This window comes from Rosenbergiella sp. YN46, assembly GCF_036620675.1.
Classification (GTDB): Bacteria; Pseudomonadota; Gammaproteobacteria; order Enterobacterales; family Enterobacteriaceae; genus Jejubacter.
This window is the reverse complement of the sequence record NZ_JAZHEE010000025.1, coordinates 1-24,056: the sequence shown is the minus strand read 5'-3', so window position 1 is coordinate 24,056 and position 24,056 is coordinate 1. Positions and strand designations below refer to the sequence as shown.

The following is a 24,056-nucleotide window of genomic DNA, read 5'->3' as shown; positions in this document are numbered from 1 at the left end:
AGTTAGCTAAGGAGTAGTGAAATGGGCGCTAATGGCATAACCCCAAAGGATCTCGCTCAATACGGTATTGTTGATGTGACCGAGATCGTCCATAACCCCGATTACGATACCCTCTATCAAGAAGAGCTCGACCCGAGCCTGGAGGGTTATGAGCGTGGAACTCTGACCAACCTTGGCGCCGTCGCTGTCGATACCGGTATCTTTACCGGTCGTTCTCCGAAAGATAAATATATCGTCCGCGACGACACCACCCGTGACACCCTGTGGTGGAACGATAACGCCAAAAGCAAAAACGATAATAAGCCGCTCACCCAGGAAACCTGGCAGCACCTGAAAGGGCTGGTCACCAACGAGCTTTCCGGCAAACGACTGTTTGTGGTGGACGCTTACTGCGGCGCCAACCCCGATACCCGGCTTTCCGTGCGCTTTATTACCGAAGTTGCCTGGCAGGCTCACTTCGTGAAAAACATGTTTATTCGCCCAGGCGACGAAGAGCTGGCGGGCTTTACGCCGGACTTTATCGTGATGAACGGGGCGAAATGCACCAACCCGCAGTGGCAGGAACAGGGGCTGAACTCGGAAAACTTCGTCGCCTTTAACCTGACCGAACGCATGCAGCTGATCGGCGGCACCTGGTACGGCGGCGAAATGAAGAAAGGGATGTTCGCCATCATGAACTACCTGCTGCCGCTGCGCGGCATCGCTTCGATGCACTGTTCCGCCAACGTGGGCGAAAAGGGCGATGTGGCGGTCTTCTTCGGCCTTTCCGGCACAGGAAAAACTACTCTGTCCACCGATCCCAACCGCCGTCTGATCGGCGATGACGAGCACGGCTGGGATGACGATGGCGTCTTTAACTTCGAAGGCGGCTGCTACGCCAAGACCATCCGCCTGTCGGAAGAGGCCGAGCCGGATATCTACCACGCGATCCGCCGCGACGCTCTGCTGGAAAACGTGGCCGTGCGCGACGATGGTTCCATCGATTTCGACGACGCCTCAAAAACCGAAAATACCCGCGTTTCCTACCCTATCTACCATATCGACAATATCGTTAAGCCGGTATCGAAAGCGGGCCACGCCACCAAAGTTATCTTCCTGACTGCCGATGCCTTCGGCGTACTGCCTCCAGTTTCGCGTCTGACCGCCAGCCAGACCCAGTATCACTTCCTGTCCGGCTTCACCGCCAAGCTGGCCGGAACCGAGCGCGGCGTTAACGAACCGACCCCAACCTTCTCCGCTTGCTTCGGCGCCGCCTTCCTGACCCTGCACCCGACCCAGTATTCTGAAGTGCTGGTCAAACGAATGCAGGCGGCGGGCGCCCAGGCTTATCTGGTGAATACCGGCTGGAACGGAACCGGCAAGCGCATCTCCATCAAGGATACCCGCGCCATCATCGACGCCATCCTTAATGGCTCTCTGGACGATGCCGAAACCTTCACCCTGCCGCTGTTCAATTTAGGCGTCCCTATGGCTCTGCCGGGCGTGAATCCGGAGATCCTCGATCCGCGCAACACCTGGAGCTCTCAGGAAGCCTGGCAGGAAAAAGCCACCCAGCTGGCGCAGCTGTTTATCAATAACTTCGATAAATACACCGATACCCCCGCAGGCGCCGAACTGGTTAGCGCCGGCCCGCAGCTGTAATTCACTGCTTCAGGGTAAAAAAAACGGTCGCCCGGGCGACCGTTTTTTTATAGACGGGATTATTATTCCCCTTTCGGATACGGGTGGCTGTTTGTCAACGGCATCGGCAACCAGGCGCGAATGCGCAGCCCGCCGCGTTCGCTGGTACCAATATCCAGAGTACCGTTATGGTTGTTGACAATACGCTGAACGATGGCCAGCCCCAGCCCGGTGCCGCTGGTACTGCGCGCGCTGTCGCCGCGCACGAACGGCTGTAGCAACTGATTAAGCTGTTCCGGCTTTATGCCCGGCCCGTCATCCTCCACCTGGAACCAGGCGCGATTCAGCTCGGTGCCGCTGGAAACCCGAATCCAGCCGTTACCGTAGCGGGCGGCGTTCACCACCATATTGACCGCCGCGCGCTTAATCGACAGCGGATGGATATGCAGTGGGATCTCACCGGGCTTCAGCGCGGTTTCAATCTCGCGCTCATAGCCGCTCTCAGAGGCGACCACTTCGCCCAGCACCGCGTTCAGATCGGCGTCTTCCAGCGATACCTCCTGCCCGGTGCGCAGAAAGTCGATGAACTGCTCGATGATGGCGTTGCACTCTTCGATATCTTTATTGATCGATTCCGCCAGATAGCCATCCTGCTCGCCCATCATCTCTGTCGCCAGACGAATTCGGGTCAGGGGCGTTCGCAGGTCGTGACTGACCCCGGCCATCAACAGGGTTCGATCGTCCGCCAGCTGTTTGACCCCGGCAGCCATATGGTTAAAGGCCCGGGTGACGGAGCGCACCTCAGAGGCGCCGTATTCCCGTAGCGGCGGCGGAATAATTCCCCGCCCCACCTGCATAGCGGCGTGCTCCAGCTCCACCAGCGGCCGGTTCTGAATACGAATAAATAGCCATGCGCCGCCAATCGCCAGCAGCATAATCGCCAGGGTATAGCGGAACAGCGGCGAAAAATCGCCCTGATGAATCTCGGTCAGCGGTACCCGCACCCAGATATTGGGCGACAGCCATGTCTTGAGCCACACCACCGGCGAGCTTTTATTGACCTCGACCCGCACCTCGGTGGGGCCACCCAGCTGCTGCGCCATCTGATGACTCAGAAACTCATAGTGCTGCGCCCAGCGCAGTCCCGCTTCCTCGGCCGCCTCATTAGAGTAGAGCGAGATCCCCAGTTCCCGGTAAATCTCACGCCGAAAAGCCGGCGGCACCACCAGTTGAGTCCCATCCTCCAGTTGCAGCTTATCGGTCATCAGCATACGCACTTCGTAAGCGAGAACCTTATTAAACTGCTGCAAACTGGGAAGGATGGCGAAGTTCAGCACCACCAGATAGGTCGTCACCAGGCTGACAAACAGCAGGGTGACGATCAAAAGTAGGGTACGGGCGAATGAACTTCGTGGCGAGAAGCGCAGTCGCCTCATGCTTTAGAGCCGTCCGGTACAAAGACGTAGCCCAGTCCCCATACGGTCTGGATATAGCGTGGGTGAGCGGGATCTTCTTCCACCATGCGGCGCAGGCGGGAGATCTGGACATCGATGGAGCGTTCCATCGCACTGTATTCGCGACCGCGGGCCAGGTTCATCAGCTTGTCGCGGGACAGCGGCTCGCGTGGATGGCTGACCAGCGCTTTCAGTACTGCGAATTCACCACTGGTCAGCGGCATCGGCTCATCTTCGCGGAACATTTCGCGAGTCCCCAGATTAAGGCGGAACTTGCCAAAGGAGATAACCGCTTCTTCCTGAGAAGGCGCGCCCGGCAGCTCATTGGCCTGACGGCGCAGTACGGCACGAATACGGGCCAGCAGCTCGCGGGGATTAAAAGGTTTGGGGATATAGTCATCGGCACCGATCTCCAGCCCCACAATGCGGTCAACCTCTTCACCCTTGGCGGTGACCATAATGATCGGCATCGGGTTGCTCTGGCTACGCAGACGCCGGCAGATAGAAAGGCCGTCCTCGCCGGGCAGCATCAGATCCAGCACCATCAGGTGGAATGATTCACGGGTCAGCAGACGATCCATCTGCTCGGCGTTAGCCACACTGCGAACCTGGAAGCCCTGCTCGGTCAGATAGCGCTCCAGCAGTGCCCGCAAACGCATATCGTCATCCACAACCAGAATCTTATAATTCTCTTGCATTGTTCAACTCCCAAAGGCTCTCTGTAGCAGAGTATTCTAAAAAAGCAGGCGCCTACCACCAGTTAAAACTGGTATATATTTCAGGCAAAATTGTTACAAAGCATATTTAACAGCAGGTTATGCTACCGATCCATCGCTATTTCTGGCGTGACCTCATAAAAATTGTAGTTAAAAAAACGGGCGGGGTTTCCCCCGCCCGCACATACAGCCTTCATATTACCCTGCTACGCTGTGGCCTCGCTGGCTTAGACCATAGATAAGCACCACGGCGAAACAGAGCAGCGGCAGCCCGTAAGAGAGCGCGGTGGTGGTGCTGTCGGCAATCGCCCCCATACACCAGGGCATCACTGCCCCGCCTACAATCGCCATCACCATAAATGAACTGGCGCGACGGGTATGGCTGCCCATGTTTTTCACCCCCAGTGCGAAAATGGTGGGAAACATGGTGGACATAAAAAAGAACACGGCGATCAGCGCCACTACCGAAACGCCGCCGTCAATGCCCATCATCACCACGCCACACAGCACCATATTCACCAGGGCATAGGTTGCCAGCAGCGTGGCGGGCTTAATTCGTCCCATCAGCCAGGTACTGAAAAAGCGCCCGACCATAAAACTAATCATCGCCACCGACAGCAGATAAGAGGCCTGACGGCTGGTAACCCCCTGCCAGTGCTCGGTGGCATAGTTGATAAAGAAAGCTCCCACGCCCACCTGGGCCGCCACATAGAAGAACTGCGCCGCCACGCCACCGACAAAATGGCGATGCGACCACAGCCCACCCGTGCTGTCACGCGCCTCACGCTCATCGCGGATATCCGGAAGCGAGGTTCGCCGGAACAGCAGCGCAATTCCCAGTACCACCACAGCAATCCCGACGTAAGTCAGTTTTACTGCTCCCTGCTCATCCCCGGAGCTCTGGATGCCGGAAAAAAACAGCGAGCCGCCGATCACCGGGCCAATAAACTGTCCCAGACCGTTAAAGGATTGCGCCAGGTTCAGGCGCCGTTCGGCCCCGGAGGGATCGCCCAGTACCGTGGCATAGGGGTTGGCGGCGGTTTCCAGGCAACCCAGACCGCTGGCGATAACAAAGAGCGCGAACAGGAACATCCCGAAGTGACCTACGGAGGCGGCAGGTACAAACAGCAGCGCGCCCAGGGCATACAGGCAAAGCCCCGCCAGAATACCGGCCTTATAGCCGCGTCTGTCCATAAAGTAACCCGCCGGCAGCGCCACCAGGAAGTAAGCGCCAAAGTAAGCGGCCTGGAGCAGCCCGGACTGGGCCTTAGTGACGTGCAGCGTCTCCTGGAAGTGTTTGTTCAGAACATCCAGCAGGCCGTAGGAGAGCCCCCACATAAAAAACAGGCTGGTGACCAGCATAAAGGCCCAGCGCATACCGGTGGTCGCACGCGTCGGCGCGCCTGCGGCCGACGTTTTCTCGTTTACCAGCATGATTATATCCTCACAAGACGTACAGAGTGGTATTGCCCCGACACGCCCGAACGGCAGCCTGCCGTTACTCGGGGGATTGATCCTGCAACGAAAATATCTTCGTCATCGCCGTCCACTTTTCCCCTTCCGGGGTCCAGGGAGTCGGCACCTGGTGATTCAGGCTCTGCTGCGCAAAACGCCGTTCATCAAAGTCCTCATCCACCTCCATCATCATGAACAGCCGGGTACCCAGCCGATAAATCTCCATCTGTGCGACCCCCTGCTCACGCAGATGCGCCGCCACCTCTGGCCAGATTTGCCGGTGGTACGCTTCGTACTCCGCGATAAGTTCCGGGGAGTCCACCAGATCGAGCGCCTGGCCGTAGCGCCTGCGTTCCCCGCTCACGTCAGCGACCTGTCGAGATGCAGATAGCCGCCATCCACCGACAGCCACTGACCGGTGGTGTGCGATGCACGTGCCGACAACAGGAACACTACGGTGCTGGCGATCTCCTCCGGCGTGGTCATGCGCTGCCCCAGGGGGATATGGGCACTGATGGCCGCCAGCTGACGCTGCGGATCGTCAAAAGTCTCGATCCAGCTCTGATACTGCGGCGTCATCACCTCTGCCGGTACCACGGCATTCACCCGCACCCCGCTCTGGCGCAGAGATACCGCCCACTCCCGGGTCAGCGCCAGAATCGCCCCTTTGGCGGCGGTGTAACCGCTGGTGCCGCCCTGACCGCTCAGGGCGGTTTTAGAGGCGATATTCACAATGGCGCCTCTGGCCTGTTCCAACGCCGACTGGCACAGATGAGCCATCTGGTAGTAGTGCACCAGGTTCTTCTCCAGGGAGCCGATAAAAGCAGTGCGCCCGGCCTCCAGCCCGACGCCGTCGTTGACGCCTGCGTTATTCACCAACCCATCGATACGCCCGAAGCGCGTCAGGATTTGGGTCACGGCGCTGTCGCACGCAGCCTCCTGACACAGGTCTGCCAGAATAAACAGGCTGTCGGGCTGATGCCGGGTCAGCTGCGCCATAAATTGCGCGTCCGGTTCGACATTACTGACAATAACCGGGATCGCCCCCTCCTGCGCCAGCAGTTGCGAAATCGCGCCGCCAATGCCGGAACCGCCGCCGGTAACGATAACGACCTTATCCTGCAGAAACAGATCCATACTCAGACCTCCGTCAGTCGGTAAACCCGCGTCGCATTATTACCAGTGATATCCGCTCGCTCGGCCGCGCTCAGCCCGGCCAGCGCCCACTCGTTTAACGCAACCACCTGTTCATATTCCGCTGCCAGCAGGCAGACCGGCCAGTCGGAACCGAACAGCAGGCGCTGCGGGCCAAATGCCTCCAGCGCCGCGTCGATAAAGGGGTGCAGTTGCGCTGCCTGCCACTGCCCACCGGGCGCCTCGGTAACCAGCCCGGAAAGCTTGCACATCACATGGGGCTGTGCGGCCAACGGCGCGATTTGCTGCGCCCAGCACCGTGCGCCAGCTGCGATATCCGGCTTGCCGCAGTGGTCCAGCACCAGCCAGTAGCAATCATGCCGCGAAGCGAAGCGGGCCGCGGCCTCCAGATGGCGCCAGGTCACCAGCAAGTCCCAGACATAGCCGGCGCGCTGTACCTGTTCAACGCCCGTATTCACCGCGCCGTCATCCAGCCAGGCGGCAGGATCGGGTTCATCCTGCACCTGGTGGCGCACGCCGCACAGCAGCGGCTCATGGGCCCACTGCGCCAGCTTATCGCTAAGAGTCGCCGCCCTGACATCCAGCCAGCCCACCACGCCGCGCAGGCCAGGCAACGTTCGCGCCTGCTCCACCAGCCACGCATTTTCCCGTTCGCTATGGCGGGCCTGTACTGTAATAGCGCCATCGCAGCCGTGCTGCTCCAGCAGCGGTTGCAGCTGCTGCGGGCCGAAATCGCGCTGTAGCGCCGCCATGCGCGGCTCGATCCACGGGAAGTCCCGGGGTCGATAGCGCCAGAAGTGGTGGTGGGCGTCGATGCGCGGCATCAGGCGCCGCCTTCCCGAAAGCGGTAACGTTCGATGGATTCCGGATACATTTCAATGGAGTAACCCGGCGCGGTTGGCGCCATATAAGCCGCGCCTTTGATCACGCACGGATCCACGAAGTGTTCATGCAGATGATCCACATACTCAATCACCCGCCCTTCGCGGCTGCCGGAAATGCACAAATAGTCGATCATCGACAGGTGCTGAACGTATTCGCACAGCCCCACGCCCCCGGCGTGCGGACAAACCGGCAACTGATACTTTGCCGCCATCAACATCACCGCCAGCGCTTCGTTAACGCCACCCAGACGACAGGCATCGATCTGCACCACATCCACGGCGCCGCGCATAATGAACTGCTTAAACAAAATGCGGTTCTGGCACATTTCGCCAGTGGCGACCTTCACCGGCGCCACCCCCTCCCGAATACGGCGATGCCCCTCCACATCGTCCGGACTGGTGGGTTCTTCAATAAACCAGGGATCGGCAAAGGCTAACTGGCGTACCCACTCAATGGCTTCATCGACCTCCCAGACCTGATTGGCGTCGATCATCAGATGCCGGTTCGGCCCCAGAACCTCTCTGGCGATACGCACCCGACGGATGTCGTCTTCCAGGTCGCGCCCGACCTTCAGTTTGATATGGGAAAACCCGGCGTCCACCGCCTGCTGACACAAGCGTCGCAGCTTATCGTCCGGATAACCAAGCCAACCGGCAGAAGTGGTGTAACAGGGGTAGCCTTCCGCCAGCAGAGTCTCCAGCCGCCGGGCCTTGCCCTCTGCCCGCTCAGTCAGCAGCGCATACGCCTCCTGCGGCGTGATGCAGTCGGTCAGGTAGCGGAAATCGATACAGCGCACCAGCTCCTGAGGCGACATTTCCGCCACCAGCCGCCACAGCGGCTTACCCTCGGCCTTCGCCCACAGATCCCAGACCGCGTTGACCACCGCGCCGGTGGCCAGATGGATGGCGCCCTTATCCGGGCCAATCCAGCGTAGCTGGCTGTCGCCGGTAAAGCGCCGCCAGAATGCCCCCATATCGGCGGCAATAGTCTGCAGGCTTTCGCCGACGATAAGCGGCGCCAGAGCGCGAATGGCGGCGCAGCAGATCTCATTACCACGCCCGATGGTAAAGGTCAGGCCGTGTCCGCTCAGTTGCGGGTCGTCGGTCTCCAGAATCACATAGGCGGCGGAATAGTCAGGATCCGGGTTCATGGCGTCCGAGCCGTCCAGGTGTTGGGAAGTGGGGAATCGGATATCTTCCACATGCAGACCAACGATCGTCGTCATGGTTCAGGCCCCCCGGGTTTGTTGACGCTGTTCGCCCAGTCCCTCAATCCCCAGGCGCATGGTCTGACCGGGGCGCAGATACACCGGATGCGGTTTCTGGCCCATGCCCACGCCCGGCGGCGTGCCGGTGGAAATAACATCCCCGGGCTGCAGACTCATAAAACGGCTCAGGTAACTGACGATCTGCGGCACGTTAAAGATCATGGTGCTGGTGCTGCCGTTCTGATAGCGTTTGCCGTCCACTTCCAGCCACATCTTCAAATTATGCGGATCGGGGACTTCGTCGGTCGTCACCAGCCACGGGCCGATAGGGCCGAAGGTATCGCAGCCTTTGCCTTTATCCCAGGTGCCGCCGCGCTCAATCTGATATTCACGCTCGGAGATATCGTTCACCACGCAATATCCCGCCACGTAATCCAGCGCCTCCTGCTCGCTGATGTAACTGGCGGCACGGCCAATCACCACCCCCAGCTCCACCTCCCAGTCGGTCTTCTCTGAACCGCGTGGGATCAGCACATTGTCATAAGGGCCCACCACCGCGCTGGTCCACTTGTTAAACACCACCGGCTCTTTCGGGATCTCAGCGCCGGTTTCCGCCGCATGATCGGCGTAGTTCAGGCCAATGCAGATAAATTTACCGATATTGCCCACACAGGCGCCGATGCGCGGCTGCCCCGGCACGTGGGGCAGCGCCTCGATATCCAGGCTTTTCAGATGGGCGAGGCTACTTGCCGAGAGCGCGGGCCCCGCCACATCCGGGATATAGCCGGAAAGATCGCGAATCAGCCCCGTTTTATCCAGTACCCCCGGGCGCTCCTGGCCCGGATCTCCATAACGCAGTAATTTCATGTGGTTCCCCAATTTTTGAAGGTATACCCTAAATAATTCGAGTTGCAGGACATATCTGCCACAGGCAGATATGAACGTGCTTTAGCACGGCCCCGAAGGGGCAAGGCCTCGTAACGCGGCAAGCTCGTGAATCCCCGGGTGCATAGCCGTACTATGTGTACCGGGGTGAACGAGCGTAGCCAACGGACCTGCGGCTTGAAGTATGACGGATATAAACAGGCGTCAGTTGCTCCAGCCGCCATCAATAATCTGTGTGGTGCCGGTGGTATAGGCGCTTGCGTCAGAGGCCAGGTAGAGTGCCAGTTGCGCGATCTCTTCGGCCTTACCGATACGGCCAATGGGTTGGCGTGCCACAAAGGCCTGGTACACATCTTCCACGCTTTTGCCCTGGGCCAGGGCCTGGCTGGCAATACGATCGCGCAGCGATGGCGACTCCACAGTGCCGGGGCAGATGGCGTTACAGCGAATCCCCCTGGTGATGTAGTCCGCCGCCACCGAACGAGTCAGACCGATGACCGCCGCTTTACTGGCGCCGTAGGCAAAGCGGTTAGCCACCCCTTTGATGCTGGAGGCCACCGATGACATATTGATAATAGAGCCGCCGCCGCGCTCCAGCATGGCGGGCAGGAAGGCACGGATGGTGTGGAACATCGCCGTCACGTTAAGATCCATGGCGAAACGCCACTCCTCTTCACGGCATTCCAGAATCGAGCCGTTGTGCACCACCCCGGCGCAGTTGAACAGGACATCCAGCGGCCCCAGCCTCCGGGCCACAGCCGCTACCGCATCGCCATCGGTCACATCCAGGGTAACCGCCTGAATACCGGCAATATCCTCCAGAGAATCGGGGTTAAGGTCGCAACCAATCACTTCAGCGCCGGCCTCCACAAATAGTCTGGCGGTGCTGTAGCCAATCCCCTGTCCGGCGCCGGTTATCAGCGCTCGCTTACCTGCTAAATCCATAGTGACTCCTTCGTCACTCCGGCTCCGGCTTAACACTTATATACCCTAAATAATTCGAGTTGCTTGTAGGCGGCAAGCGAATGAGTCCCCAGGAGCATAGCGAACTATGTGACTGAGGCGAGTGAGCGCAGCCAACACCCAGGCAGCTCGACGTATGACGGATACAGGTCTAATGGTCAGGCCTTTAACCGCCAGTGACACCATGACAAAGCCGAAGTAACGGGTTATTGTGTGTACAGTTATGGGTTATTCAGATCTCAAAACAGCGTTTCGCATTAACTATTTTTCTACACCCAGATAACGATTACTCAAGCCTCCTGATTGTTTTTTGTGCACTCAGTCACTGCAAACAGCTAAAAAAGGTAGCCCATGCCGATCAGCAGACTAGAAAATCCCAGGATATACAGACAGATAGCAGACCAACTACGTAAGTTAATTGAAAACTGCGAATTCCCGCCCGGCAGCCGCCTGCCGCCGGAGCGCGAACTGGCGCGCCAGCTTCAGGTGAGTCGGGCCTCGGTGCGCGAAGCGCTGATTGCGCTGGAAGTAATAGGCCTGGTGGATGTGAAAGTCGGCAACGGAGTGATTGTGAAAGCACAGCCCCCCGCCGCAAATCGGGAACCGGTAATGGCTCAGGCCGGGCGCGATCAGTGGAACGATGTGGATAACGAACTGGATATCAACCTGGATTTGAACGCCGAACTGCCGCCGTTTTCACTGCTACAAACCCGGCTGCTGATTGAACCGGAAACCGCGGCGCTGGCGGCACGCCACGCAAGCCACGAAGAACTGGCAGGGATCCGCGGCGCCTGGGAACAGAACTGCCGCGATAATCGCGCCGGTTCGGTGACTCACCCCGGCGATCGCCTGTTTCATATTCGCATCGCCCGGGCCAGCGGCAACCCTACTCTGGCCTTTATTATCAGCCACCTGTTGGGGCACCGCTACGGTAGCATGTTCCGCATATTGCAACACCACTACACGCCACGGGATATGCCACACCGCTCCGAACTGGAGCACCACGCCATCCTGGAAGCCCTGGAAGCCCGTGACGTACGCGGTGCGCGTCAGGCAATGAAGGCGCACCTGAAACAGGTGATCGCCATTTTTAGCCGCGGAGCGGTCTGAAGCCGGTATCGTCCGACGCGATATCGTTCTTCTGATACTCAATGGCATTCACGAACCAGAGCTTTTCGCCTTCCGGCGTCTGGACCACAAACTCTTCGTCCACCTGCTTTTTCAGCAGCGCCCGGGCCATGGGCGAATCAATAGAGATGTAATCTTTATGCTCGCTGTAGATCTCCTCCGGGCCGACGATGCGGAACTTCTTCACGTCTCCGGCCTCGTTTTCAATCTCCACCCACGCGCCGAAGAAGACACGCCCTTCCTGCTGCGGCGAGTAATCGACGATTGAAAGCACCGGCAGTAGTTTCCTGAGATAGCGCACCCGCCGGTCGATCTGGCGCAACAGCCGCTTGTTGTAGGTGTAGTCGGCATTTTCTGAACGATCGCCCAGGCTCGCGGCCCAGGAGACGATTTTAGTTACCTCCGGCCGTTTCTCGTTCCACAGATAATCGTGCTCTTTCTTCAGCTTGTTATACCCTTCCCGGGTGATCAGTTTGGTGCCCACGGCGGTACTCCCGAATGCGAACGCTGACATGAATCATAACAGTAATCGCTTTGGGCGCGGAACTGTCTGATTCCCCGCAGCCTGACCGCTGCGACTGGCATTTTTCGCCATCAGTCCGTATAACTGTCCCCTGACTTTTGGTACTCACAAGATGAAATTTAGCCATGATGAATGATTCGCTCTGTCGCATTATCGCCGGTGAGCTGCAGGCCCGGGCCGAACAGGTTGAAGCCGCGGTTCGTCTGCTGGATGAAGGGAACACCGTGCCGTTTATCGCACGTTATCGTAAGGAGGTCACCGGCGGGCTGGACGATACTCAGCTGCGCCAGCTGGAAACCCGTCTGGGCTACCTGCGCGAGCTGTCCGATCGCCGCCAGGCGATTCTGAAATCCATCGACGAGCAGGGTAAGCTGACCGATGAACTGGCGGCGGCCATTAATGGCACCCTGAGCAAGACCGAACTGGAAGACCTTTACCTCCCCTATAAACCCAAACGCCGCACTCGCGGACAGATCGCCATTGAAGCCGGCCTGGAACCGCTGGCGGACAGCCTGTGGAATAATCCGTCCCTCACGCCGGAACAGGAAGCGGAAAGCTATATCGATACCGATAACGGCGTCGCTGACGTGAAAGCCGCTCTGGACGGCGCGCGCTACATTCTGATGGAGCGCTTCGCGGAAGACGCGGCCCTGCTGGCCAAAGTACGCGACTATCTGTGGAAGAACGCCGACCTGGTGGCCAGCGTGGTCAGCGGCAAGGAAGAGGAAGGAGCCAAGTTCCGGGACTATTTCGACCATCATGAGCCGATCGCCAAAGTGCCTTCCCACCGCGCCCTGGCAATGTTACGTGGCCGCAACGAAGGGGTGCTGCAACTCTCCCTGAATCCCGATCCGCAGTTTGACGAAACGCCGAAAGAGAGCCATGGCGAACAGATTATTATCGACCACCTGGGCCTGCGTCTGAACAACGCTCCGGCGGACGGCTGGCGCCGCGCGGTGGTGAGCTGGACCTGGCGCATTAAGGTGCTGATGCATCTGGAAACCGAACTGATGGGCACAGTGCGCGAGCGCGCCGAAGACGAAGCCATCAATGTTTTCGCCCGTAACCTGCACGACCTGCTGATGGCGGCCCCTGCCGGACTGCGCGCGACTATGGGCCTCGATCCCGGCCTGCGTACCGGGGTGAAGGTCGCGGTGGTGGACGCCACCGGTAAGCTGGTCGCCACCGACACCATCTATCCTCATACCGGCCAGGCGGCTAAAGCGGCGACCGTGGTGGCTGCGCTCTGCGAAAAATACAACGTTGAGCTGGTGGCTATCGGTAACGGCACGGCCTCCCGCGAAACCGAACGCTTCTACCTGGACGTGCAGAAGCAGTTCCCCAAAGTGACCGCCCAAAAGGTGATCGTCAGCGAAGCCGGAGCATCGGTCTATTCCGCTTCCGAACTGGCGGCTCAGGAGTTCCCGGATCTCGACGTGTCGCTGCGCGGCGCGGTCTCTATCGCCCGTCGCCTGCAGGATCCGCTGGCGGAGCTGGTGAAGATCGATCCCAAATCCATCGGAGTGGGCCAGTACCAGCACGATGTCAGCCAGAGCATGCTTGCGAAGAAGCTGGACGCGGTGGTGGAAGATTGTGTAAACGCCGTCGGCGTCGACCTGAATACCGCATCGGTGCCACTACTGACCCGGGTTGCGGGGCTGACGCGCATGATGGCGCAGAACATCGTGGCCTGGCGCGACGAAAACGGCCAGTTCAGCAACCGTCAGCAGCTTCTGAAGGTAAGCCGTCTGGGGCCAAAGGCTTTTGAGCAGTGCGCCGGCTTCCTGCGCATTAACCACGGCGATAACCCACTGGACGCTTCGACCGTTCACCCGGAAGCCTACCCGGTGGTGGAGCGCATTCTGGCGGCGACCGAGCAGGCATTGCGCGATCTGATGGGCAATGGCAACGCCCTGCGTAACCTGAAGGCCGTGGACTTTACCGACGACAAATTCGGGGTGCCGACCGTCAGCGATATCATCAAAGAGCTGGAAAAACCGGGCCGCGATCCGCGCCCCGAATTTAAGACCGCCAAATTCGCCGACGGTGTGGAAACCATGAACGACCTGCTGCCCGGCATGGTGCTGGAAGGGGCGGTCACCAACGTCACCAACTTCGGCGCCTTTGTGGATATCGGCGTGCACCAGGACGGCCTGGTTCATATCTCATCGCTGTCCGACAGTTTCGTTGACGATCCCCACAAAGTGGTGAAAGCCGGCGATATCGTGCAGGTGAAGGTGCTGGATGTCGATCTGGCGCGTAAGCGTATCGCGCTGACCATGCGACTGGATGAACAGCCAGGCGATACCGGCGGCCGCCGTTCCGCCTCCGGCAACGCCGGTAGCGGCAATGGCCGCGATCGCAGCCGCCCGGCAGGGAAACCGCGGCGTGCGGAGAGCACGCCTGCGGGCAACAGCGCTATGAGCGACGCCCTGGCGGCCGCCTTCGGTAAAAAACGCTAACCCTGAAAGCCGCCGGTGCCCTGCACCGGCGGCCAATTCCTTAACTCCAACTTTCCGCAGACTATAAGTTATTTTAATTACTCACATGACCTGCTCCGCGAGCTGGCGTTTAAGGCGGGCATTTAACAGCCAGTTCATTTTCGCGCTCTGACGAAGTCATTTGCTGTTGTTGCTTACTACGCCAGGCATAAAGCTGGGATTCATACAACTTGAGTTCCCGAGCTGCGGCAGCAACACCGATTCGTTCTGCAAGCCTGAGGGCTTCGTTACGAAATTCAGGCATGTACTGTTTGCAGGTTTTTTTGCTGGCTGATACATTTTTTCATGAGTCACCTCTGATTGAGGGTTTACTCACTTAGTCACGTTTCCACTATTGCTGGGTAAGATCAGTCTGTTGCCCTAAATCATAGCCATATCCAACAGTAACTCCGCTTGACTGATCCCCGCCAAGAACATAGGGTTTAGGAGCATATGCTTCCCAAGATAAGATAAATTCAGCTGACTTTTTTGATATCCGATAAATACCTAAAGTTGTATTGAAATCAATAGAATCACTATATTTTTCGGCAATTGCCCCTAAAAACACCACCGGATGCATATGCCACAACACCGGCCCCAGCTTTAACTTACCGGCATCCTGCATCCATACCATATTTTCAATATACGCCTCACTGTACTCTTTCCATTCCGGCGCATCCTTCGTCAGGGTGTTCAGAAACGACTGCCAAATCGATGTCTCCTTTTTGTAATACCACTCACTGGGATGTTTCACTATCATCCTGTTTGTCACATCCCGGTAAGACGGGTTATGAATCGCGCTCAGATATTCCTGCCGTGAATAGGGGCTGATGCCTCCATCTATCCGGTTCAGTAACCGCTGATAGTTATACGGCACCATTGCTGTGGGTGTTGGATGGCACCAGCCAGCTGAATTTGGGTAATACCGACATGGCTGCTCCCTCAGCCGCTCATCGGTCTGCTGATGATGTTTTTGATTTCGTCTGTCCCCGTGGTTTTAAAATCTGGTGCGGAGAATGGCATATCGGCGCCATTGCCTGGCACCAGGTATTCCCCCACCTTCAGGGTCAAATCGCCTTTTGAGCCATGCTCAATCCCGCTGTCACTGAGTTTCAGGTAAGAGCCACCGTCATTCAGCGTCAGCGTTTTTGGCGTGCTGATGACAATTTCATCGTCAGTGCTGGTAATGGTCAGCGCTTTTAATGCCTTTCGCTGTCTTAGAGTTACTTAATGTTTTCATTCATCGCCAGTAGTATATTCATCCCCATTCCATTTGAGAATGTATTTCGGCCCACAAAAAATATCTCTCATTCCCTTATGTTTTTTTTCGCTAACCCCCAAGAATGTACACATATATGATGCGTCTACAGGCTTCCCATCATGCATATAGATTTGGAATGTCACCATTGGTGAGTCATTTAAAGAAGTAGAGCAATCAATCTGATCACAAGTTCCTGGCGGGGTAGAGTCAGAATATGTATACTCAATTACATCTCTAGAGCCATCACCATATAAATCGATGTAAAACCTCCCAGTTTGACCATCAGTAAAACCTGATAACTTTAACTTATTTGCATCAACTAAAGTATTTATAGATTGTGATTGAGATGAGTGAGGATAACCCCAAACTGTCAGTAGCAACAACATCAAAACAGATTTGTTACATTTCATATTTAATCAGCCTCAGGTATACCTTGCTTATAATTAACTCTGATATTTTCAGCTATTTCAGACTTTGTGATTCTTCCATCTTTATTTACATCGTGATAAAGATTTTTATTGTAAGTATCTCCATCACCTTTTTTATAAATAATATCATTCGGTTTTAACTTTATAGTTTTCGGACTAAATATTGAATAATAAACATCTTCAAGGGACCACTGTTCAGTAGGAACACCAACGTTACGTGACTGCATCAGAAAATATTTTTTCACGTACTCCATTTGCTGTACATGATCCATTCTACGGAGTTGTGCGGTAGTTGTTCCCAGTTCCTCAGCTGTTACTCTCATGAATTGAATTAACCCAGTAGCTGACGAACCTGGATTTTTAATGTCTGTCCTAAATGTTTTTCCTGTTTCGAGAGCAATACAAGCCATGATATAATTAGGGTCAATTCCTAAATCATTTGAAACCTCCAATAATTTAGCCCTAAATGCAGATGTTTTTTCGGCCCCGAATTTTTCAAAGAACCTCTTCATCCAAATAATTTTATTACTGGATTTAAACATCCCCAAAAACACCACCGGATGCATATGCCACAACGAAGGCCCCAGCTTTAACTTAGCGGCATCCTGCATCCATACCATATTTTCAATATACGCCTCACTGTACTCTTTCCATTCCGGCGCATCCTTCATCAGGGTGTTCAGAAACGACTGCCAAATCGATGTCTCCTTTTTGTAATACCACTCACTGGGGTGTTTCACTATCATCCTGTTTGTCACATCCCGGTAAGACGGGTTATGAATCGCACTCAGATATTCCTGCCGTGAATAGGGGCTGATGCCACCGTCAATCCGGTTCAGTAACCGCTGATAGTTGTACGGCACCATTCTGTGGGTGAAGCGGGTATCATGACTGGAGGCTCGAAAAAGTCGGTCATACAGGGTACGAATCAGACCTTTCGGTGGCGTTTTGCCATCCAGGTGGTCGAAGCTCGTCGCCTCGTCCACGGTGGTAGTGAACCCCAGCTTTTCCAGATCATATTGAGATAGAGTTTCAACAGCTTTATTTGCTTTCGCCACATAGCCGTTGGCATAGGGTAAAAACCAGTATTCCTGATTCTGTGCATCGGTTTCTGTTTTCACCTGGCTCAGCTTCAGAATGGCTTCCCCCTGTGAGACGCGCCCGCTGCTGACCATGGACAGCGTCTTCAAATCTTTCGAAAACAGCGGCAGCCCCGTCGGGCATTTCAGGTACAGCGGCGCGCTTTCACCCACCTTTTCCGGGTTTTTCAGAAAGGTTTCAAGGTTATCATCCATGCTCAGGCATTCAATATGCACCTGATAGCGGGCATCGTAACCGCCCTCTTTGGGGAGCTGAAAATAACCCAGATGCCCCACGCTGTCACCGGCGCTTATTGAATAAGGTGTCGGACAAACGACCGTATCAAACTGCATCGGCTCCTCATAAGGTGGCAACAGGTGCGACCACCATGACGGGCGGGTCGCCACTCCCCCTGCTGAAACAAGATTATTCCTGTCCGTCAGGATCCAGTATTGCTCTCCTTCCTTCAGGCTGGTCTCTGTTCCTTTGGCTTTCTCTTTATCGGGCAATCCCTTAAAAGTGACCAGACCATAGTGGCGACCATTAAACCCAATGGTGCGCAGGTTGCTGTCTGTGGCAGACCACTCAATATGGGCACCTTTCGGGATGGTAGTCACACGATACGAATCGCTGACCTCTTTGTTATTGGTACTGGCGCTCATCACCCATTCAGGGCGGTAAGCCGACAAATTATCATTCACAATCCACTGCGTTTCGTTTTCACTTTGTTCATAAGCAGAATACGGCGCCAGGTGCATATACAGCGTATAAAAATGCAGGCCGCTTTCCTGTTTCTCACCCGGCTGAATATAGTGCCGCACCAGCACAAAGGAGCCAGAAACGTTCAGCGGCCCCGTTTCCCACGGAACTGTCTGGTAATCACGGCAAATCCGGTACGCCACCACTTCCCCGTCCGCCATGCAGCGAACGCTCTGCTCCCCCCGGTAGCCCGCAGGAAAGTCAACCATTTCGGAAATCGCCCTGCCGCTCAGCGCACACCAGGGCGTCGTGGTATTCGTGATATGAATCCCCCCGTGCCACATGCCATTGCTTCCCAGCAGGTACCAGCCGGACGCCTCACCTGCCAGGTGAGACATCACAGCTTCCTGGCTGGCAAAGTCACTGCCGCGATGGTTGGATGGCACCGGCCAGCTGAATTTGGGTAATACCGACATTTATCATTCCTTAATCATTCTGTATTACACTACAGGGCCAGTACAGGCGGTGATATTTGCAGAAGCCAGAGCGCACAGCCGAAGTCCCGTAACGGCTAAAAATCACTCAATAATACACCGCCAGAATGTAATAACAATAAAAAGAAAATGGATTTGACCCTATATACCAAGCAAACCTCAGGATGCGGGTTTGAGTACCTGAAAGCGATCGTTAATTCGGGTCGTCAGAGGGTCCGCTATGCCCGGTAGCGTATGGCTGAAAAATTCAGATATTGCATTCCCGTCGAGACTGTAATTAAAGTTGTGCAATTGCCTGTTTTTGATATGTTCACTCCAACAACGGAGACAGGCAAATTATGGACGAAAATAAACTCAAAACACTGGCTGCTGAACTGGCTAAGGGTCTCAAAACCGAAGCAGATCTCAATCAGTTTTCCCGGATGCGATAAACAGCGTCTATCGCAGTGTGCATCATCCACATGTGTAGTGGATCACAAAATCAGGACACCGGCATAGCCTCTTTCCACTGATTTTCATATTCACAGGGTGATAACCCGCCATTGGATGTGTGGGGGCGCTGCTGGTTGTAGTAGTGTATCCAGACAGTAATATCCTGCATCATCTGTCGAACATCACTGTAGCCACCCGCCGGTATCCATTCACTCTTCAGGCTCCTGAACACCCGTTCCATCGGTGAGTTATCCAGGCAGTTTCCTTTCCGGCTCATGCTCTGCATTGCCCCATGGCGCCACAGTAACTGCCGGTATTTTTTACTTCTGTACTGGCCGCCCTGGTCTGAATGGCACAGCTGTCGCCCTTGTCCGGTATGACCGGCTCTCCAGGGCACTGCGCATTGCCCGACATACCAGCTCCGCATCCGGCGAAGACGACACCGCACTGCCCACGGTTCGCCGTGAGTACAGGCCGATGACCAGCGCCAGATAACACCAGCCGCCATTCACCCGCACGTAGCTGATGTCTCCACTCCAGGTCCTGTCCGGTGTTTCCGGTGTGAAGTGCCGTTTCAGCAGGTCCGGCGAGGCCGTTGCTTCCTCCTTCACCCCACGGTATCGGTGCCGCCCCGGCTGGCGGCTCTCCAGTCCGCATTCCTGCATCAGTCTGCGGCCAGCCAGCGACCCACCTTATACCCTTCCCGGCGCATCAGCTGATTCAGCATCCGACTTCCTGCCGCTCCCCGACTCTGTTGATGCAATTCCCGTATTCGGGCGCGCAGCTGCATCCGTCTGACATCCACAGGGCGGGTCTGCGAGGCGTAATATCGGCTTCGGGAGATTTTCAGCAACCGACACACCACTACCACCGGCCATTTCCTTCTCAGCCGTGTGATTAGCGCACAGATTTGGTCGGGAGTTCGCTCATCAGCACGGCTGCCTGCTTTAGTATCTCTTTCTCCATTTCCAGGCGCTTAACCCGTGCCCGGAGTGACTGAATTTCCCGCTGCTCCGGTGTCAGGGCAGAGCCAGTCGGCGTTTCTCCCTGAATCTCCGATTTATACTGCCGTATCCATTTGCGCGGCAGGGTGGCGTCCACATCCAGAGCCCGGGCGACATCCACGGCGCGCTGCTGATGCTTAACAACCTGTTCAACGGCTTCCAGTTTGAATTCGGGAGAGAAACGGCGCTTCATCTGTTTACGCTGAGTCATGGTCAGTTACCTCAATTTGCTGTTGTTACATTAACAGGCTATTGAAGTGTCCGGTATTACTGAGCCACTACACATGGTGCGTAACAGCCTGAAATACGTCGCCAGGAAGGACTACAAAGCCGTCACCAGCGGACTGAAAGGGGTATGACCGAAGAGGCGGCGCTGATGGCGCTGAATAACTTCGCGGCAGCCTGAGACGATAAAATATCCACAAATCAGTAAAAGCTGGCACGCCCACCGGGAAAATCGGAATACGTTTTTCGGCTACCCGCCCGATATCCGCAAGGCCATCTACACCCCAAACGCTACAGGATCACTGAACAGCGTGATCCGTGCCGCGATTAAGAAACGCAAGGTGTTCCCGATGGATGACTCAGTGCGAAAGGTTATTTACCTGGCAATCCAGTCAGCATCGAAAAAATGGAGTATGCCGATCCAAAACTGGCGGCTGGCAATGAGCCGTTTTATTATCAAGTTCGGTGATCGCCTGAGCTATCACCTTTGACGTGGTGGCAATTACACAGAATTAGGGACAGACTCTCATCAGCCAGTATGTATCCCCTTCACTACCCTGCATGGCCGCAATAAAATCCGCAGCCGAAACGGTAGCCATCAACCTGTAGCACCACTTTCATCCTGTTCTCCCTGGATTTATTGTTGTCACTTACATATCATACACCGCTCACAAAATAACCGAAATTTCTGTAATGGGTTTAAAAACCTATTCTAAATCAGTTTTCTACTCCAGACAGGCTTTTCCCTACAGATCGGTACGTCACGATATACACTGAAACAACATTAACTTGGTTTACCAGCAGATAACCTTATTAACCCTTCGTTATCCTGTTCCGGGTACGAAATTTGTCTACGCTCAAAAAAAGCGCATTTAACGCCCCTCTTCAGATTGCAGATAAAAATTGTTCTCATTATCATTGCCTCATGCTTTTTCAGGTTTTTTCCTGGTGCTCTCCGGCTATCAGGCCTTTGCCGATCGGTCTCGTTCACAGGTGGTTCTATGCATATGCACGCTAACAGTTCGTGGAAAATTACCGGTTTTTCCCGGGAAATCAGTCCGGCCTGGCGTCAGAAGCTGCTCTCTCTCGGTATGTTGCCCGGCTCTTCGTTCCGCGTGGTACGAGTGGCGCCCTTCGGCGATCCGGTACAGATAGAGACGCGACGCATCAGCCTGGTGCTACGTAAAAAAGACCTGGCGCTGCTCTCCCTGGAAGCGCTTTCCTGAAAGGCCCTGGCGCCAGCGATTTCAGGCACCGCAAACCACTTTCACGTTGACAATGCTAAAAATGAAAAAACTCACCATTGGTCTGATTGGCAACCCTAACTCAGGAAAAACCACGCTTTTCAATCAGTTGACTGGTTCCCGTCAGCGGGTCGGTAACTGGTCCGGCGTCACCGTCGAGCGTAAAGAGGGGCAGTTTTCCACCACCGATCATGCCGTTACGCTGGTGGATCTTCCCGGCACCTATTCCCTGACCACCATCTCGTCCCAGACCTCGCTCGATGAGCAAATCGCCTGCCACTACATCCTGAGCAACGACGCCGATATGCTGATAAACGTAGTGGATGCCTCGAATCTGGAACGTAATCTTTATCTGACGCTGCAACTGCTGGAGCTGGGTATTCCCTGCGTGGTGGCGCTGAACATGCTGGACATCGCCGAAAAGCAGCAGATCCGTATCGACATCGACGCCCTTTCCACCCGCCTGGGGTGTCCGGTGGTGCCACTGGTTTCTACCCGCGCCCGGGGCATCGATGGCCTGAAGCTGGCGATTGACCGCCATCGCGGTAACACGCCTGTTGAACTGGTGCACTACCCCCAGCCCCTGCTGGCGGAAGCCGAGCAGCTTGCCGAACAGATGCCGGCCACCCGCCCCCACGGCGAGCGGCGCTGGCTGGCGCTGCAGATGCTGGAAGGCGACATCTATAGTCGTCGCCTGGCGGGCAGCGTCGTCGGCGCGCTCGATGGCGCACTGGCGCGACTAAGCGGTCAGATAGAGGATCCGGCCCTGAGCATTGCCGACGCCCGCTATCAGAGCATCGCCGCGATTTGTGACGAAGTCAGCAACAGCCTGACCGCCGCGCCTAACCGCCTGACCGTGGCGCTGGACAAAATCGTGCTCAGCCGTCTGCTGGGGCTACCGGTGTTTCTGCTGGTGATGTACCTGATGTTCCTGCTGGCGATCAATATCGGCGGCGCCCTGCAGCCCATCTTTGACGGCGGTTCGGTGGCACTCTTTATTCACGGCACCCGCTGGCTGGGAGACACCCTGCACTTCCCGGAATGGCTGACCATCTTCCTGGCCCAGGGAGTGGGCGGCGGTATCAACACCGTGCTGCCGCTGGTGCCGCAGATCGGCATGATGTACCTGTTCCTCTCCTTTCTTGAAGACTCCGGTTATATGGCGCGCGCCGCGTTTGTGATGGACCGCCTGATGCAGGCGCTGGGGCTGCCCGGTAAATCTTTTGTGCCACTAATCGTCGGCTTTGGCTGTAACGTGCCGTCAGTTATGGGCGCCCGAACGCTGGACGCGCCGCGCGAACGGCTGATGACCATTATGATGGCGCCCTTTATGTCCTGCGGCGCCCGGCTGGCGATTTTCGCGGTCTTCGCCGCCGCCTTCTTCGGCAAACAGGGGGCGACGGTGGTTTTCTCGCTCTATCTGCTGGGGATTGTGATGGCGATAGCCACCGGCCTGATGCTGAAATATACGCTGATGCGCGGCGAAGCCACACCGTTCGTTATGGAGCTTCCGGTCTATCACGTTCCTCACCTGAAAAGCCTGCTGCTGCAAACCTGGCAGCGTCTGAAAGGCTTTGTGCTGCGCGCCGGTAAGGTGATTGTTATCGTCAGCATCTTTATCGGCGCCCTGAACAGTTTTTCATTCAGCGGCAAGGCGGTCGACAGCATTAACGACTCAGCGCTGGCTTCGGTGAGTAAAGTACTGACGCCGCTGCTGGCACCGATCGGCGTTCATCAGGATAACTGGCAGGCCACCGTCGGGCTATTTACCGGCGCCATGGCCAAAGAGGTGGTTGTCGGTACCCTGAACACCCTTTACACCGCCGAGGATATGCATGATGATGAGTTCGATCCCGCCACTTTCAGTCTGAGTGATGAACTAAAAAGCGCCGTTGACGACACCTGGCAGAGCCTGAAAGAGACCTTCAGCCTGAGCGTACTGGCTAACCCCATCGAAGCCAGCAAAGGCGACGGCGAAATGGCCACCGGCGCCATGGGCGTGATGAACAGCAAGTTCGGCAGCGACGCCGCCGCATACAGCTACCTGATTTTCGTACTGCTCTATATTCCCTGTATCTCGGTGATGGGCGCTATCGCCCGTGAATCGAGCCGCGGCTGGATGACCTTTTCGGTGCTGTGGGGGCTGAACGTTGGGTATTCGCTGGCGACGCTCTATTACCAGTGCGCCACCTTTAGCGAGCATCCGCGCTATAGCCTGGTCGCCATTGCCGTGGTACTGCTGTTCAATCTGGCGCTGATCGTCACCCTGCGGCGGATGCGCAGCCGGGTGGACGTTAATCTGCTGGCGCCTGGCCGGGCGCCGGACTGTTGCCAGTCCCACACCGGCGACTGCCACTAAACGGAGCGGGTTATTATGGCGACCCTGACTCAGATTCGGGATCTGCTGGCGCTGCGCGGACGGATGGAAGCGCGCCAGATTAGCGAGACGCTGAACGCGCCGCTGCCGCTGGTCGTCGCCATGCTGGAGCGGCTGGAAGCCATGGGCAGAGCGACGCGAGTGCCCGATGATGCCAATGGCTGCCTTTCCGGTAGCTGCCGCAGTTGCCCGGAAGGCCAGCGTTGCCTGACGGAACGCTGGATGATGCTCCCTTCGCCTTCGCCCTCACCCTAACCCTCTCCCTGTACGGTCCGGGGACATGGTAGACAGGTGTTCGGGGACATGGTGAACACTTTTTAACATCCTTTACCCATGGTGAT

20 protein-coding genes and 3 pseudogenes are annotated in these 24,056 nt (G+C 56.4%); 7 read left to right on the top strand and 16 right to left on the bottom strand.

The window, feature by feature from the left end; genetic code table 11:
• Window positions 1-21: 21 nt before the first annotated feature.
• Window positions 22-1,641: a phosphoenolpyruvate carboxykinase (ATP) gene (pckA, locus tag V3W49_RS16170; RefSeq protein WP_500146852.1), complete on the top strand. Its 1,620-nt coding sequence runs from the start codon at window positions 22-24 to the stop codon at window positions 1,639-1,641.
• A gap of 62 nt (window positions 1,642-1,703) precedes the next feature.
• Here the strand turns inward: pckA and envZ are convergent, their stop codons facing one another.
• The 9 genes from envZ to V3W49_RS16125 form a co-directional block, all read right to left on the bottom strand.
• Window positions 1,704-3,056, bottom strand: coding sequence for a two-component system sensor histidine kinase EnvZ (envZ, locus tag V3W49_RS16165; RefSeq protein ID WP_500146851.1), 1,353 nt, complete (start codon window positions 3,054-3,056; stop codon window positions 1,704-1,706).
• Window positions 3,053-3,772, bottom strand: coding sequence for an osmolarity response regulator transcription factor OmpR (gene ompR / locus V3W49_RS16160; protein ID WP_500146849.1), 720 nt, complete (start codon window positions 3,770-3,772; stop codon window positions 3,053-3,055). Before ompR ends, envZ begins: the two co-directional genes overlap by 4 nt.
• A gap of 216 nt (window positions 3,773-3,988) precedes the next feature.
• The gene (gene fucP, locus V3W49_RS16155; RefSeq protein WP_500146848.1) at window positions 3,989-5,224 is read right to left on the bottom strand and encodes an L-fucose:H+ symporter permease; all 1,236 of its coding nucleotides are present in this window, start codon (window positions 5,222-5,224) and stop codon (window positions 3,989-3,991) included.
• 64 nt (window positions 5,225-5,288) lie between these two features.
• Window positions 5,289-5,609, bottom strand: a complete 321-nt coding sequence (locus tag V3W49_RS16150) for an L-rhamnose mutarotase (RefSeq protein WP_500146846.1) — start codon at window positions 5,607-5,609, stop codon at window positions 5,289-5,291.
• Window positions 5,606-6,382 (bottom strand): L-fucose dehydrogenase, encoded by a 777-nt coding sequence (locus V3W49_RS16145; RefSeq protein WP_500146845.1) that lies wholly within the window; start codon window positions 6,380-6,382, stop codon window positions 5,606-5,608. Before V3W49_RS16145 ends, V3W49_RS16150 begins: the two co-directional genes overlap by 4 nt.
• A gap of 2 nt (window positions 6,383-6,384) precedes the next feature.
• A complete protein-coding gene (locus tag V3W49_RS16140) occupies window positions 6,385-7,224 on the bottom strand; it encodes an amidohydrolase family protein (protein ID WP_500146844.1) in 840 nt (279 codons plus the stop codon).
• Window positions 7,224-8,510, bottom strand: a complete 1,287-nt coding sequence (locus V3W49_RS16135) for an L-fuconate dehydratase (RefSeq protein ID WP_500146842.1) — start codon at window positions 8,508-8,510, stop codon at window positions 7,224-7,226. The genes V3W49_RS16140 and V3W49_RS16135 overlap by 1 nt, the downstream gene beginning before the upstream one ends.
• Before the next feature lie 3 nt (window positions 8,511-8,513).
• Window positions 8,514-9,359: a fumarylacetoacetate hydrolase family protein gene (locus V3W49_RS16130; protein ID WP_500146841.1), complete on the bottom strand. Its 846-nt coding sequence runs from the start codon at window positions 9,357-9,359 to the stop codon at window positions 8,514-8,516.
• Between the two features lie 222 nt (window positions 9,360-9,581).
• Window positions 9,582-10,322, bottom strand: a complete 741-nt coding sequence (locus V3W49_RS16125) for an SDR family oxidoreductase (protein WP_500146840.1) — start codon at window positions 10,320-10,322, stop codon at window positions 9,582-9,584.
• A gap of 369 nt (window positions 10,323-10,691) precedes the next feature.
• Here V3W49_RS16125 and V3W49_RS16120 point away from each other — a divergent pair, with 369 nt between their 5' ends.
• Entirely contained in the window at window positions 10,692-11,450 is a 759-nt protein-coding gene (locus tag V3W49_RS16120) for a FadR/GntR family transcriptional regulator (protein WP_500146838.1), read from the top strand.
• Here the strand turns inward: V3W49_RS16120 and greB are convergent.
• Window positions 11,431-11,952 carry a transcription elongation factor GreB gene (gene greB, locus V3W49_RS16115; RefSeq protein ID WP_500146837.1) on the bottom strand — a complete coding sequence of 174 codons (522 nt, stop codon included), beginning with the start codon at window positions 11,950-11,952 and terminating at the stop codon, window positions 11,431-11,433. The genes V3W49_RS16120 and greB overlap by 20 nt on opposite strands.
• A gap of 164 nt (window positions 11,953-12,116) precedes the next feature.
• Here greB and V3W49_RS16110 point away from each other — a divergent pair, with 164 nt between their 5' ends.
• The gene (locus tag V3W49_RS16110; RefSeq protein ID WP_500146836.1) at window positions 12,117-14,453 is read left to right on the top strand and encodes a Tex family protein; all 2,337 of its coding nucleotides are present in this window, start codon (window positions 12,117-12,119) and stop codon (window positions 14,451-14,453) included.
• A 90-nt stretch (window positions 14,454-14,543) separates the two neighbouring features.
• On the opposite strand, the pseudogene V3W49_RS16105 reads toward V3W49_RS16110, so the two are convergent.
• The 6 genes and pseudogenes from V3W49_RS16105 to V3W49_RS16080 form a co-directional block, all read right to left on the bottom strand.
• Window positions 14,544-14,736 (bottom strand): annotated as a pseudogene (locus V3W49_RS16105) (transposase); the annotation flags it as partial.
• 87 nt (window positions 14,737-14,823) lie between these two features.
• The gene (locus V3W49_RS16100) at window positions 14,824-15,225 is read right to left on the bottom strand and encodes a hypothetical protein (protein ID WP_500146835.1); all 402 of its coding nucleotides are present in this window, start codon (window positions 15,223-15,225) and stop codon (window positions 14,824-14,826) included.
• Window positions 15,226-15,413: 188 nt separating this feature from the next.
• Window positions 15,414-15,632 (bottom strand): hypothetical protein, encoded by a 219-nt coding sequence (locus tag V3W49_RS16095; protein ID WP_500146904.1) that lies wholly within the window; start codon window positions 15,630-15,632, stop codon window positions 15,414-15,416.
• A gap of 75 nt (window positions 15,633-15,707) precedes the next feature.
• Window positions 15,708-16,142 carry a hypothetical protein gene (locus tag V3W49_RS16090; RefSeq protein WP_500146834.1) on the bottom strand — a complete coding sequence of 145 codons (435 nt, stop codon included), beginning with the start codon at window positions 16,140-16,142 and terminating at the stop codon, window positions 15,708-15,710.
• A 2-nt stretch (window positions 16,143-16,144) separates the two neighbouring features.
• Window positions 16,145-18,415: a hypothetical protein gene (locus tag V3W49_RS16085; RefSeq protein ID WP_500146833.1), complete on the bottom strand. Its 2,271-nt coding sequence runs from the start codon at window positions 18,413-18,415 to the stop codon at window positions 16,145-16,147.
• 499 nt (window positions 18,416-18,914) lie between these two features.
• Window positions 18,915-20,080, bottom strand: a pseudogene (locus tag V3W49_RS16080) (IS3 family transposase).
• Window positions 20,081-20,147: 67 nt separating this feature from the next.
• Between V3W49_RS16080 and V3W49_RS16075 the strand changes: the two are divergent.
• The 4 genes and pseudogenes from V3W49_RS16075 to feoC all read left to right on the top strand — a co-directional run.
• Window positions 20,148-20,585: pseudogene (locus V3W49_RS16075) on the top strand (transposase); the annotation flags it as partial.
• A 510-nt stretch (window positions 20,586-21,095) separates the two neighbouring features.
• A complete protein-coding gene (feoA, locus tag V3W49_RS16070; protein ID WP_500146831.1) occupies window positions 21,096-21,320 on the top strand; it encodes a ferrous iron transporter A in 225 nt (74 codons plus the stop codon).
• Window positions 21,321-21,381: 61 nt separating this feature from the next.
• Window positions 21,382-23,697, top strand: a complete 2,316-nt coding sequence (feoB, locus tag V3W49_RS16065; RefSeq protein WP_500146830.1) for a Fe(2+) transporter permease subunit FeoB — start codon at window positions 21,382-21,384, stop codon at window positions 23,695-23,697.
• Window positions 23,698-23,712: 15 nt separating this feature from the next.
• Entirely contained in the window at window positions 23,713-23,970 is a 258-nt protein-coding gene (gene feoC / locus V3W49_RS16060; RefSeq protein ID WP_500146828.1) for a [Fe-S]-dependent transcriptional repressor FeoC, read from the top strand.
• Window positions 23,971-24,056 lie beyond the last annotated feature (86 nt).